Raw genomic sequence first — 12,221 nt, 5'->3', positions numbered from 1 at the left:
CCCGCGACGGCACCGCGACGACGCGGCCCGCCGGCAGCGAGGGAGCACTGTCATGCGGATCGACCAGCAGCCACGGACCCGCTGGGTGGACCAGCCGGCCTTCCAGCCCCGCCGGCCGGACCTGCGGCTCGGCGCCCGCAGCCACCGCGCCGACCGCCCCGGCGCTGCCACCGGCGACCGGATCGCCGTCCAGCACACCGTGCGGACCTCGACGGCGGAATACTCGCTACTGCTCAACGCGCCCGAGTGGCTGGGCCGCCGGGGCGTCGGGGACGCGCTGCGCGACGCGGTGGCGGAACTGCGGGCCATCGACATCACCTACGGCCCGAGCCGGCCCGAGAGCCTGGTCTCCCGGCTGCGCCGCGGCGAGATCAGCCCCGAGTCGTACCCGCCGCTGGCCGACCTGGTCGACCGCTGCGCGGCGATGCGGGCGGCCACCGACGGCTGGTTCGACGCCTGGGCGGTGCCCGGCGGCTTCGACCCGGGCGGCCTGCTCGGCGGGTGGGCGGTCGAGCGCGCCGCCGCCCGGCTGCGCGCCGCCGGCATCCACGACTACGCCGTGCTCACCGGCGCCGACCTGGTCGTACGCGGGCACGCGGCGCACGGCGGCCCGTGGCGGGTGGCGGTGCACCACCCGACGGATCGGCACCGCGCGCCGCTGGTGCTGGAGATGACGGCGGGCGCGGTCGGCACGTCCGGGGTGAGCGGCCGGCAGGGGCACGTGGTGGACCCGCACACGGGCGAGCCGGCCGAGCAGTTGGTCGCCGCGACGGTGGTCGGTCCCGACCTCGCCGTCGCCGACGGCTACGCCACCGCGCTCTACGCCGCCGGGCCGGCCGGTCTCGCCTGGTTCCGCAACGGGTCGGACTACCGCGCGCTCTTCGCCCACCGCCGCTGAGGCGCCGGCCGGGTGCCGAGCCGGCGACCGGCGTGGCGCGTCGCCGGGACGCCGGCCGGTGCCGTGCGGTCGGCCGGTGCCGTGCGGTCGGCCGGTGCCGTGCGGTCGGCCGCCGCCCGGCGGCAGGCGATGCGGGGACCGGCATGCGCGATCGGCCCCCACGGTCTCGGCAACAACCGTGAGGGCCGGTCAGCGACGAGTGCGCGTGGCTCGCGCAATCGAGGGGTGCGGGCCGGTCGGCCGGACGTCGACCTCGCCACCCGAAGACGGGCCTACGCCGCGAGCTCGGCCAGTGACCGCACGGGTACGCTAGCGAATCGACGCAGCTCGACGCAAGGGTCTCCACACCGGACCGTCGCGGCACGGAAAGGCCCATCGGCGGGGCGATTTCGACGGGGTGAACGGCGGATGGCACGCTGTCCGCCGTGAGTTTCGATCTGAGCGTGTGGGCCCTGGCGGGCGGGGCGACACCCGAGGACGTGCGGGCCGCGGTGCGGCGCTGCCGGCAGGGGCAGCACGTCGAGCGCCACCCGGACCCGCGGGTGGTGGCGTTCTACCGGGCGATCACCACGAGCTACCCGGACCGGCCCGCCGGGCGGGACACCCCGTGGGCGGTGGCGCCGCTGCACGCGGCGAACGACCACGTCGAGCTGAACCTGCACCCGACCTGTCCGGACCAGGTGCTGCTCGACATCGAGCGGCTGGCCGGCGAGCACGACCTGATGCTCTTCGACGCCCAGGACGGCTCGGTCTACCCGCCGCCGACGCGCCTGCCCGGCTGACCGCCCAGCACGACGCCCCCGCCGCCGGCTGACCGCCCGACGGACGACGAAGGGCCCGCCGCCCGGCGGACGACGAAGGGCCCGGCGGAATCGCCGGGCCCCCGTCGTCGTGCGTTCAGGTCACTCGTCGCGCAGGTCGGCGGCGCTGGCCGCGACCGCCCCGATCGAGTCCGCCGCGGAGGTGAGCAGGTCCGCGCCGAGCGCCTGGTCCACCGTGAGGGTCATCAGCGTCTCGCCGCCGGCCTCCCGGCGGGCCACCTGCATCGCCGCGATGTTGATGCCGGCCTCGCCGAGCAGGGTGCCGACGGTGCCCACGACGCCCGGCCGGTCGACGTAGCGGAGGAAGACGAGGATGCCCTCCGCGCCGATCTCCACGTCGAAGCCGTCCACCTCGGTCAGCTTGAGGACGTCCCGCGGGCCCGCCTGGGTGACCGTGCCGGAGACGCTGACCGTACGCCCGTCGGGCAGCGCGCCCCGGACGGTGACCAGGCTGGGGTGGTCGACCGTCTCGGCCTGGGTGACCAGGGTGACCTCGACGCCGCGCTCGGCCGCCAGGTGCGGGGCGTTGACGTAGGTCACCTGCTCCTCGACCACCGAGCTGAACAGCCCCTTGGTGGCGGCGAGCTTGAGCACCGACACGTCGTGGTTGGCGATCTCGCCGCGCACCTCGACGGTGACGCTGGCGGCGACCCCGCCCGCGACGGCGGTGAAGGCCCGGCCGAGCTTCTCGGCCAGCGGCAGCAGCGGCCGGACGTCCTCGGCGACGACGCCGCCGGCCTGCACGTTCACCGCGTCCGGCACGAACTCGCCCTGGAGCGCCAGCTTGACACTCTTGGCCACGGCCAGACCGGCCTTGTCCTGCGCCTCGGCGGTGGAGGCGCCCAGGTGCGGGGTGGCCACCACGTTGTCGAAGGCGAACAGCGGCGACGAGGTGCAGGGCTCCTTGGCGTAGACGTCCACGCCCGCACCGGCGACCCGGCCCTCGGCGATGGCGTCGGCCAGGGCCTGCTCGTCGACCAGCCCGCCGCGGGCGGCGTTGACGATCCGGACGCCGGGCTTGACGACGGCCAGCTCCTTCTCGCCGATCAGGCCGACTGTCTCCGGGGTCTTCGGCAGGTGGATGGAGATGAAGTCGCTCTCCCGCAGCAGCTCCTCCAGGCCCACCAGGCGGACGCCGAGCTGGGCGGCGCGGGCCGGCTGGATGTACGGGTCGTACGCGATCAGCCGGGTGCCGAAGGCGGCGATCCGCTGCGCGAAGAGCACGCCGATGCGGCCGAGCCCGACCACGCCGACGGTCTTGCCCTGGATCTCCACGCCGGTGTACTTCGACCGCTTCCACTCCCCCGCCTTCAGCGCGGTGCTGGCGCTGGCGGTGTTGCGGGCCACGGCCAGCAGGAGCGCGACGGCCTGCTCGGCGGCGGAGACGATGTTGGAGGTGGGGGCGTTGACGACCATGACGCCCCGCGCGGTGGCGGCCGGCACCTCGACGTTGTCCAGGCCCACGCCCGCCCGGGCGACGACCTTCAGCCGCGGCGCGGCGGCGATCGCCTCGGCGTCGATCTGGGTGGCGCTGCGCACGATGACGGCGTCGGCCTCGGAGAGCGCCGAGAGCAGGGCCGGACGGTCGGTGCCGTCGACGTGGCGGACGTCGAAGTCGTGGGCGAGCACCTCGATGGCGGCGGGAGCGAGTTCTTCGGCGATCAGTACGACAGGAGTCATTGGTCCTCGTAGTTGTCGTCAGAGCGGTAGGCCGGGCTGCGGGACGCCGCGCTGCGCCCTGCACTGATCCGTGCCATGGCCGTCAGGTGCCGGCTACGCACCTACCCGCGATCGTAGGTGGCCGGCCGGCCGGCATGTCCCGGACCGTGGGGTGAGTGCCCTCACAACGGGCGACGACCTGCCGGTGAACGGCGCACGAAGGGGCGCCCGCGCCGCCTCGGCGAGGCGGGCGAGGTCCGTTCGGGGCGGGTGGCTCCGGCTCGGATCGGCCGGGTGGCGTCGGCGCGGCGAGCGGTGTCGGTGGGGTGGCGGAAAAGGAGGCGGCCCGGCCGGGCGCCGGGGAGAGCGCCCGGGCCGGGCCGCCGGGGGTGTTCGTCAGGCAGTCTCGGTGATCGGGCGGTCGACCCAGCTCATCATGCCGCGCAGCTTGCGGCCGGTCTCCTCGATCGGGTGCGCCGCGCCCTCGGCCTGCCACTTGCTGAAGTTCGGCCGGCCCGCCTCGTCCTCGGTGACCCACTCCCGGGCGAACTCGCCGGACTGGACCTCGCTGAGGATCTTGCGCATCTCCTCCTTGACCCGGGCGTCGATGACACGCGGCCCGCGGGAGAGGTCGCCGTACTCGGCCGTGTCCGAGATGCTGTAGCGCATCTTGGCGATGCCGCCCTCGTACATGAGGTCGACGATGAGCTTCAGCTCGTGCAGGCACTCGAAGTACGCCACCTCGGGGGCGTAGCCCGCCTCGGTGAGCACCTCGAAGCCGGTCTGCACGAGCGCCGCCGCGCCGCCGCAGAGCACCGCCTGCTCGCCGAAGAGGTCGGTCTCGGTCTCCTCGGTGAAGGTGGTCTTGATCACGCCGGCCCGGGTGCCGCCGATGCCCTTGGCGTACGACAGGGCCAGGGCGAGCGCGTTGCCGCTGGCGTCCTGCTCGACGGCGACCAGGCAGGGCACGCCCTTGCCGTCGGCGTACTGGCGGCGCACGAGGTGACCGGGGCCCTTCGGGGCGACCATCGCCACGTCGACGTCGGCCGGCGGCTTGATCAGGCCGTAGCGGATGTTGAAGCCGTGGCCGAAGAAGAGGGCCTTGCCCGGCTTCAGGTTCGGCGCGATCGAGTCGGCGTAGAGGCGGCGCTGGGCCGTGTCCGGCGCCAGGATCATGATGACGTCGGCCTCGGCCGCCGCCTCGGCCGGTGTGACCACCCGCAGGCCCTGCTCCTCCGCCTTGGCCCGGCTCTTGGAGCCCTCCGGCAGACCGATCACCACGTCGACGCCGGAGTCGCGCAGCGACAGCGCGTGCGCGTGGCCCTGGCTGCCGTAGCCGATCACGGCGACCTTCCGGCCCTGGATCAGGCCCAGGTCGGCGTCGTCGTCGTAGTACACCTCAACGCTCATGGTTTTCCCTTTCGTACGGCGGCCCGGGCGGCCCGTCGTGGATCTGTGCGAATGGCGGTTTCCGGCGGCGCGCCGCGCCGGCCAGGTGGGGCGGGTCAGGCGGCGCGCCGCGTGGACGGCCGGGGTCAGGCGGCCCGGAGCGCGGGCCCGGCGGTGATGGAACGCGAGCCGCGCCCGATCGCCACCAGCCCGGACTGGACCATCTCCTTGATGCCGAAGGGCTCGAGGTCGCGCAGCAGCGCGTCGAGCTTGTCCGGCGTGCCGGTGGCCTCGATGGTCAGCGTGTCCGGTGCCACGTCGACCACCCGGGCCCGGAACAGGCCGACCGTCTCCAGGACCTGGGCCCGGGCCGCGCGGTCGGCGCGCACCTTGACCAGGAGCAGTTCCCGGGCGACCGAGACCTGCGGGTCCAGCTCGACGATCTTGAGCACGTTGACCAGCTTGTTGAGCTGCTTCGTCACCTGCTCCAGCGGGGACGACTCGGCGTTGACCACGATGGTGATCCGGGAGACGTCCGGGTTCTCGGTCTCGCCGACGGCGAGGCTGTCGATGTTGAAGCCGCGCCGGGAGAACAGGCCGGAAACGCGGGCCAGGACGCCCGGCTTGTTCTCCACCAGCACGGACAGGGTGTGAATCGTCATGCCACGACCTCGCTGCGCACGGTCGCGTCCTGACGCGGGTGGGGGCGGAACCGAATGATTCGCTCGCTCATGGTCAGAGTTCGTCCTCGTCGAAGGCGGGGCGGACGCCCCGGGCGAACATGATCTCGTCGTTGCTGGTGCCGGCGGCGACCATCGGCCACACCATGGCGTCCTTGCCGACCACGAAGTCGATGACCACCGGGGCGTCGTTGATGGCCATCGCGGCCTCGATGGTCCTGTCGACGTCCTCCGCGTTCTCGCAGCGCAGGCCGACGCAGCCGAGCGCCTCGGCGAGCTTCACGAAGTCGGGGATGCGGTGCTTGTGGGTGCCGAGGTCGGTGTTGGAGTAGCGCTCCCCGTAGAACAGGGTCTGCCACTGCCGCACCATGCCGAGGTTGCCGTTGTTGATCAGGGCGATCTTGACCGGGATGCCCTCCAGCGCGCAGGTTGCCAGCTCCTGGTTGGTCATCTGGAAGCAGCCGTCGCCGTCGACCGCCCAGACCACCGTGTCCGGCTTGCCGACCTTGGCACCCATCGCCGCCGGCACCGCGTAGCCCATCGTGCCGAGGCCGCCGGAGTTCAACCAGGTGTACGGCTTCTCGTACGAGATGAACTGGGAGGCCCACATCTGGTGCTGCCCGACCCCGGCGACGTAGATCGCGTCCGGGCCGGCGATCTCGCCGAGCCGCTTGATCACGTACTGCGGGGAGAGGGTGCCGTCGGCCGGCTCCTCGTAGCCCAGCGGGTAGCGCCGGCGCAGGTCGTCGAGCTGGGTCCACCAGTCGGCGGTGTCGGCGCGGTGGCCGGCCGACTGTTCGGTGGTCACCGCCGCGATCAGCTCGTCGATGACGTGCCGGGCGTCCCCGACGATCGGGACGTCGGCGTGCCGGTTCTTCCCGATCTCGGCCGGGTCGATGTCGGCGTGCACCACCGTCGCGTCCGGGGCGAACGAGTCCAGCTTGCCGGTGACCCGGTCGTCGAAGCGCGCGCCCAGGGCCACGATCAGGTCGGCCTTCTGCAATCCGTAGACGGCGGCGACCGTGCCGTGCATGCCGGGCATGCCCAGATGCTGCTGGTGCGAGTCGGGGAACGCCCCCAGCGCCATCAGCGTGGTGACCACCGGGATCCCGGTCAGCTCGGCCAGCCGGCGCAGCCCCTCGGTGGCGCCGGCCTTGAGCACGCCGCCGCCGACGTAGAGCACCGGACGGCGGGCGGTGGTCATCAGCCGGGCCGCCTCGCGGATCTGCTTGCCGTGCGGGTGCAGGGTCGGCCGGTAGCCCGGCAGGTCCAGCGTCGGCGGCCAGGTGAAGGTGGTGGGCGCCTGGAGGACGTCCTTGGGGATGTCGACCAGGACCGGCCCGGGCCGGCCGGTGGCGGCCAGGTGGAACGCCTCGGCCAGCACCCGCGGGATCTCCTCGGCGTTCTGCACGAGGAAGTTGTGCTTGGTGATCGGCAGCGTGATGCCCTGGATGTCCGCCTCCTGGAAGGCGTCCGTGCCGATCGCCGGCCGCGCGACCTGGCCGGTGATCGCCACCATCGGCACCGAGTCCATGTACGCGTCGGCGATCGGGGTGACCAGGTTCGTCGCGCCGGGGCCGGAGGTGGCCATGCACACGCCGACCCGGCCGGTCGCCTGGGCGTAGCCGGTCGCCGCGTGCCCGGCGCCCTGCTCGTGGCGGACCAGGATGTGCCGGACCGTGGAGTCGTAGAGCGGGTCGTACGCCGGCAGGATCGCGCCGCCCGGGATGCCGAAGACGACGTCGACGCCGAGCGCCTCGAGGGACCGCACGAGCGAGCCGGCTCCGGAGACCTGGGCCGGGGCGGGTGTGCGTACCCCCGGGACGGCCGGGGTGGCCGCGGCGCGGGTGGCGCCGGCGTGGTCGGCGTCGGTCGCGGGCTCGGCGGCCGGGCGGGCGCGCCGGGCGGAGTGGGCGAGTGTCTCTGGCGTGGGTCTCGTCATTGCGGTTCAGCCCCTCGGCTGGAGTGGGTGCGGCTGTTCGAGCGGTGTGACGCGGGGCACGCGGCCCCCGTCGATGGGTTCGACGGCAACAAAAAAGCCCTCGTGCAGGTTGCACGGGGCCGGCGCACTCTCGACAGGGAGAGTGCGCTCAGGTAAGTACTCGCAGCGACCGGTACGACGACATGCGGTCAAGCCTGACGCATCTCACGCGATGAGTCAACTGATCCCACATGTTGGTTAACGGAGTGCGGAGATTCACCCGTCCGAGGGGCCTGCGCACCCCGCTCCACCTGCCCGGACTCGGGCTCTGGCAGGCGCGGGGCGGGCACCGTCGGCAGCCGCCGGGGCGGCGGGGTCGGCGAGACGGGGGTGGGGGCCGTCGGCAGCCGCCGGGGCGGCGACGCGGGCGAGGCCGGGGCGGGGGCCGGCCGGGCGCCGGGGGACGTGGCCGCCTCCAGCATCGCCCCCAGGTGCTCGGCCGGAACACCCCAGCCGGACAGCGCGCCCTGGCCGAAGCGGCAGCCGGCGGCGACCACGGCGGCCAGCTCGGTGCGCGTGGTCACCCCCTCGGCGATGACCTCCAGGCCGAGCTGGTGACCGAGCCGCATGACGATGTCGACCATCGGCGCGAAGGCCGGGCCGTCCCGGTCCACCGGCCGCACCGGCTCGTGCTCGGCGACCAGGCTGTGGTCGATCTTGAGGATGTCGATCGGCAGGCGCCGCAGCTGCCCCAGCGAGGAGTAGCCGGCACCGAAGTCGTCCAGCGCGATCCGGACGCCGGTCAGCCGCAGCGCGGTCAGCCGCCGGATCAGCTCGTCCAGGTCGGTCGCGACGGCGTGCTCGGTGACCTCCAGCACCAGCCGCTGCGGCGGCACGTGGTGGACGCGCAGCGCCTCGGCGACCTGGACCACGTACTCCGGGGCGTGCAGCTCGCGCGGCGAGACGTTGACGGAGACCCAGACGTCGTGGCCGTCGGCCAGCCAGCGGGAGAGCTGGTAGCAGGCCTGGTGCAACACCCAGGCGCCCAGCTTGGCGATCATCCCGCACTCCTCGGCCAGCGGGATGAACTCGTCGGGGCGGACGTTGCCCAGCGTCGGGTGGCGCCAGCGCAGCAGCGCCTCCGCGCCGACCGGACGCACCGAGGGCAGCGAGGCCACCGGCTGGAACACCAGCCGCAGCTCGTCGCGCTCGATCGCACCGCGCAGCTCGTGTTCGAGCGTGGTGCGCCGGCGCAGCAACTGGTCGTACGCGGCGTCGTAGCGCTCGATCCGGTTCTTGCCGCGCTGCTTGGCGTAGCGCAGCGCCAGGTCGGCGTGGCGCTGCAGCAGCTCCACGTCGGGCTCCCCGGCCCAGCCCGCCAACCCGATGCTCACGGAGAGGAAGACCGGCCCCTCGGGCTGGTCGTAGGCGCGGCCGAGCACGCCGAGCAGGCGCTCGGCGACCCGGTCCGCGTCGGCCGGGCAGCCGTGCGTCAGCACCGCGAACTCGTCGCCGCCGAGCCGGGCCGCCACGTCGCCGGGGCGCAGGTTGCCGCGCAGCCGCCGGCCCACCTCGGCCAGCACCGCGTCGCCGACGTCGTGGCCGTGCATGTCGTTGACGTTCTTGAAGCCGTCGAGGTCGAGGCCGAGCAGCACGCAGGGCGTGCCGGCCTCGGCGCAGCGGTGCAGCGCCCGCAGCAGTCCCCGCCGGTTGGCCAGGCCGGTCAGCGGGTCGGTGTGCGCCAACTCACGGAAGTGCGCCTCGCGCTCCACCAGCCGCCGGGCGTAGCCGCGCACGTCGTGCAGCGTCAGGTACTGCCGGGTCACCAGAGCGAAGCCCTCGACGCTGCCGGCGACGATGCCGAGCGCGTCGAACCGGCCGTCCTGGAGGAGGTGGTACATCGCCGAGGCGGCCATCGCGAACATCGGGACGAACGCGTGGTCGCCGTCGCGGCGGATCAGGTCGAGGTCGGTCTGGCCGGCCGGGTCCACCCGCCGGGCGGCCAGCGCGGCGGCGAGCAGGCCGGCGGCGAGCACCCCAGCCCCGGCCAGCGCCACACCCGGCCCGGCCTGACAGAGGCCGGTGGCGACGCCGAGCCCGCCGCAGGTCACCATGGTGGCCCCGGCGCCGAGACCGGCGAGGAACCGGCGCGGGGGCGGGGCGCGGAACGCCACGATGAGGGTGGTCCCGGCGGTCAGGGCCGCGCTGACCGTGGCCAGCAGGATCGGCGGGCAGGCCAGCGGGGTGGCGTCGCCGAGCAGCCGGGTGGGCTCGGAGAACAGCACCCAGCCGACGAACCAGAACGCGGCCGCCATCACCACGCCGTCGAGCGCCAGCCGCACCGTGGCCGCCGCCGACGCGGCCACGCCGGGCAGCCGGAGCAGCCCCGCGGCGAAGAGCAGCCCGCTGACCGCCGTGCCGACCGCGACGACGGTGGCCCAGCCCGTGCGCCGGTCCGGCCCGTGCGCCTCGTGCCCGGCGGCGGCGAACGCCACGGCGATCCCGACCAGCAGGCCGGCCAGCGCGACCGCGGACGCCGCGGCGAGCAGCGCGTGCGCCTGCCGGTGCGGCCCGGACCGCCGCCGGGCGTCGGCTGCCGACAGCGCGCTGGCCGCCGCCGCGACCAGCCCGCACAGCACCGCTGCCGCGACCATGCCCGGGGGGAGATGCACGTCCCCAACTGTGCCGGATGAGGGTCCCGCGTGGGGCCCCGGGTGTGCATCCTTTGGGACACGGCGCGCGCCCCCGGCGGGTGCTCCGCCGGCGGTGCAACACTGGTAGGCATGCCTGAGCTGCGGTCGAAGACCTCCACGCACGGTCGGACGATGGCCGGCGCCCGGGCCCTGTGGCGGGCCACCGGGATGACCGACGACGACTTCGGCAAGCCGATCGTCGCCATCGCCAACAGCTTCACCCAGTTCGTACCCGGTCACGTGCACCTCAAGGACCTCGGCGGCCTGGTCGCCGAGGCAGTGGCCGCGGCCGGCGGGGTGGGCCGCGAGTTCAACACCATCGCGGTGGACGACGGCATCGCCATGGGCCACGGCGGCATGCTCTACTCCCTGCCCAGCCGGGAGTTGATCGCCGACGCCGTCGAGTACATGGTCAACGCGCACTGCGCCGACGCCCTGGTCTGCATCTCCAACTGCGACAAGATCACCCCGGGCATGCTGCTGGCCGCGCTGCGGCTGAACATCCCGACCGTCTTCGTCTCCGGCGGGCCGATGGAGGCCGGCAAGACGGTGGCGATCGAGGGCGTGGTGCACTCCAAGATCGACCTGATCGACGCGATGGTCGCGGCCTCCAACGAGGCCGTGACCGAGGACCAGCTCGGCGCCATCGAGCGGTCCGCCTGCCCGACCTGCGGCTCCTGCTCCGGCATGTTCACCGCCAACTCGATGAACTGCCTCACCGAGGCGATCGGGCTGGCCCTGCCGGGCAACGGCTCGACGCTGGCCACCCACGCCGCGCGCCGGTCGCTCTTCGTCGAGGCCGGCCGCACCGCCGTGGAGATCGCCAAGCGGTGGTACGACGGCGACGACGCCTCCGTGCTGCCCCGCGCGATCGCCGACCGGGCCGCGTTCGAGAACGCCGTCGCCCTGGACGTGGCGATGGGCGGCTCGACCAACACGATCCTGCACCTGCTCGCCGCCGCCCGCGAGGCCGAACTGGACTTCGACGTCGCCGACATCGACGCGATCTCCCGCCGGGTGCCCTGCCTGGCCAAGGTCGCGCCGAACTCCCCGCAGTACCACATGGAGGACGTGCACCGGGCCGGCGGCATCCCGGCCATCCTCGGCGAGCTGGACCGGGCCGGCCTGCTCAACCGGGACGTGCACGCGGTGCACTCCCCCAGCCTGGAGCGCTGGCTGGCCGACTGGGACGTCCGGGGCGGCTCGCCGACGCCGGAGGCGGTCGAACTGTTCCACGCCGCGCCCGGCGGGGTGCGCACCACCGAGCCGTTCTCCACCACCAACCGCTGGTCGTCGCTGGACACCGATGCGGCCGGCGGCTGCGTCCGGGACCTCGCCCATGCCTACAGCGCCGACGGCGGGCTGGCCATCCTGCACGGCAACCTGGCCCCGGACGGCTGCGTGGTGAAAACCGCCGGGGTGCCCGAGGAGTGCCTGACCTTCCGTGGCCCCGCCAAGGTCTACGAGTCCCAGGACGACGCCGTGTCGGCGATCCTCGCCAAGGAGGTCGTCGCCGGCGACGTGGTGGTGATCCGCTACGAGGGGCCGAAGGGCGGCCCCGGCATGCAGGAGATGCTCTACCCCACCTCCTTCCTGAAGGGCCGGGGGCTGGGCCGGGCCTGCGCGCTGCTCACCGACGGGCGCTTCTCCGGCGGCACCTCCGGCCTGTCCATCGGGCATGTCTCCCCCGAGGCCGCCTCCGGCGGGCTGATCGCCCTCGTCGAGCCCGGCGACGAGATCGTCATCGACATCCCGGGCCGCTCGATCGAGCTGGACGTGCCGGATGACGTGCTCCAGGCCCGCCGGGTCGCCCAGGAGAAGCGCGACCGGCCGTACACCCCGGTCGACCGGCAGCGGCCGGTGTCCGCGGCGCTGCGCGCGTACGCCTCGATGGCGACCTCGGCCAGCGACGGCGCCTACCGCCGCGTCCCGGAGTGACAGGTGCCGGGCCCGTTCATCGCCTGATGGGACAGCCCGGCAGCCTCATCAACCTGTCAGGGCGACGAACCGGACCGGCTCCTCCAAAGCACGCGACCTGCTACGGAAACACGACCCAAACTGGGACAAGACCGCGCTCAACTTCGACAGGTTCCGCAACCGAATCGAGGATGCCCTCCGCCGGGCGGATCGGCTCGACCCGCCCCGAAGGGCAACCCGTCC

At 73.8% G+C, this 12,221-nt stretch carries 8 protein-coding genes; 3 read left to right on the top strand and 5 right to left on the bottom strand.

The genetic code is table 11. From position 1 onward, the window contains the following. The first annotated feature begins 52 nt into the window (after nt 1-52). Nucleotides 53-898: an FAD:protein FMN transferase gene (locus tag ACGF5C_RS00350; protein WP_393295227.1), complete on the top strand. Its 846-nt coding sequence runs from the start codon at nt 53-55 to the stop codon at nt 896-898. A gap of 425 nt (nt 899-1,323) precedes the next feature. After that, on the top strand, nt 1,324-1,680 hold the full coding sequence (locus ACGF5C_RS00345; RefSeq protein ID WP_393295224.1) for a hypothetical protein: 357 nt from the start codon (nt 1,324-1,326) through the stop codon (nt 1,678-1,680). A gap of 120 nt (nt 1,681-1,800) precedes the next feature. On the opposite strand, the gene serA is transcribed toward ACGF5C_RS00345, so the two are convergent. The 5 genes from serA to ACGF5C_RS00320 all read right to left on the bottom strand — a co-directional run bounded on the left by serA (nt 1,801) and on the right by ACGF5C_RS00320 (nt 10,022). Then, nucleotides 1,801-3,399 (bottom strand): phosphoglycerate dehydrogenase, encoded by a 1,599-nt coding sequence (gene serA / locus ACGF5C_RS00340; RefSeq protein ID WP_393295220.1) that lies wholly within the window; start codon nt 3,397-3,399, stop codon nt 1,801-1,803. Between the two features lie 375 nt (nt 3,400-3,774). Beyond that, complete coding sequence (ilvC, locus tag ACGF5C_RS00335; RefSeq protein WP_357695373.1) at nt 3,775-4,788, bottom strand: ketol-acid reductoisomerase; 1,014 nt, start codon at nt 4,786-4,788, stop codon at nt 3,775-3,777. Between the two features lie 125 nt (nt 4,789-4,913). Continuing rightward, the gene (ilvN, locus tag ACGF5C_RS00330; protein WP_393295217.1) at nt 4,914-5,429 is read right to left on the bottom strand and encodes an acetolactate synthase small subunit; all 516 of its coding nucleotides are present in this window, start codon (nt 5,427-5,429) and stop codon (nt 4,914-4,916) included. A 73-nt stretch (nt 5,430-5,502) separates the two neighbouring features. Continuing rightward, the gene (locus tag ACGF5C_RS00325) at nt 5,503-7,389 is read right to left on the bottom strand and encodes an acetolactate synthase large subunit (RefSeq protein WP_393295214.1); all 1,887 of its coding nucleotides are present in this window, start codon (nt 7,387-7,389) and stop codon (nt 5,503-5,505) included. Between the two features lie 188 nt (nt 7,390-7,577). Then, nucleotides 7,578-10,022 (bottom strand): putative bifunctional diguanylate cyclase/phosphodiesterase, encoded by a 2,445-nt coding sequence (locus ACGF5C_RS00320; RefSeq protein WP_393295909.1) that lies wholly within the window; start codon nt 10,020-10,022, stop codon nt 7,578-7,580. 129 nt (nt 10,023-10,151) lie between these two features. Here ACGF5C_RS00320 and ilvD point away from each other — a divergent pair, with 129 nt between their 5' ends. Next, complete coding sequence (gene ilvD, locus ACGF5C_RS00315) at nt 10,152-11,999, top strand: dihydroxy-acid dehydratase (protein WP_393295211.1); 1,848 nt, start codon at nt 10,152-10,154, stop codon at nt 11,997-11,999. Nucleotides 12,000-12,221 lie beyond the last annotated feature (222 nt).

It is taken from the genome of Micromonospora sp. NPDC047620, assembly GCF_043205005.1.
In the GTDB taxonomy this organism is placed as follows: Bacteria; Actinomycetota; Actinomycetes; order Mycobacteriales; family Micromonosporaceae; genus Micromonospora.
The sequence above is the reverse complement of the archived record's forward strand: the minus strand, read 5'-3'. Positions and strand labels throughout refer to the sequence as shown.

What these genes read in the sequence shown, in the direction of transcription:
- ilvC (WP_357695373.1), bottom strand. Translation starts at nt 4,788, where the DNA reads ATGAGCGTTGAGGTGTACTACGACGACGACGCCGACCTGGGCCTGATC.
- ACGF5C_RS00350 (WP_393295227.1), top strand. Translation starts at nt 53, where the DNA reads ATGCGGATCGACCAGCAGCCACGGACCCGCTGGGTGGACCAGCCGGCC.
- ilvN (WP_393295217.1), bottom strand. Translation starts at nt 5,429, where the DNA reads ATGACGATTCACACCCTGTCCGTGCTGGTGGAGAACAAGCCGGGCGTC.
- serA (WP_393295220.1), bottom strand. Translation starts at nt 3,399, where the DNA reads ATGACTCCTGTCGTACTGATCGCCGAAGAACTCGCTCCCGCCGCCATC.
- ACGF5C_RS00320 (WP_393295909.1), bottom strand. Translation starts at nt 10,022, where the DNA reads ATGGTCGCGGCAGCGGTGCTGTGCGGGCTGGTCGCGGCGGCGGCCAGC.
- ilvD (WP_393295211.1), top strand. Translation starts at nt 10,152, where the DNA reads ATGCCTGAGCTGCGGTCGAAGACCTCCACGCACGGTCGGACGATGGCC.
- ACGF5C_RS00325 (WP_393295214.1), bottom strand. Translation starts at nt 7,389, where the DNA reads ATGACGAGACCCACGCCAGAGACACTCGCCCACTCCGCCCGGCGCGCC.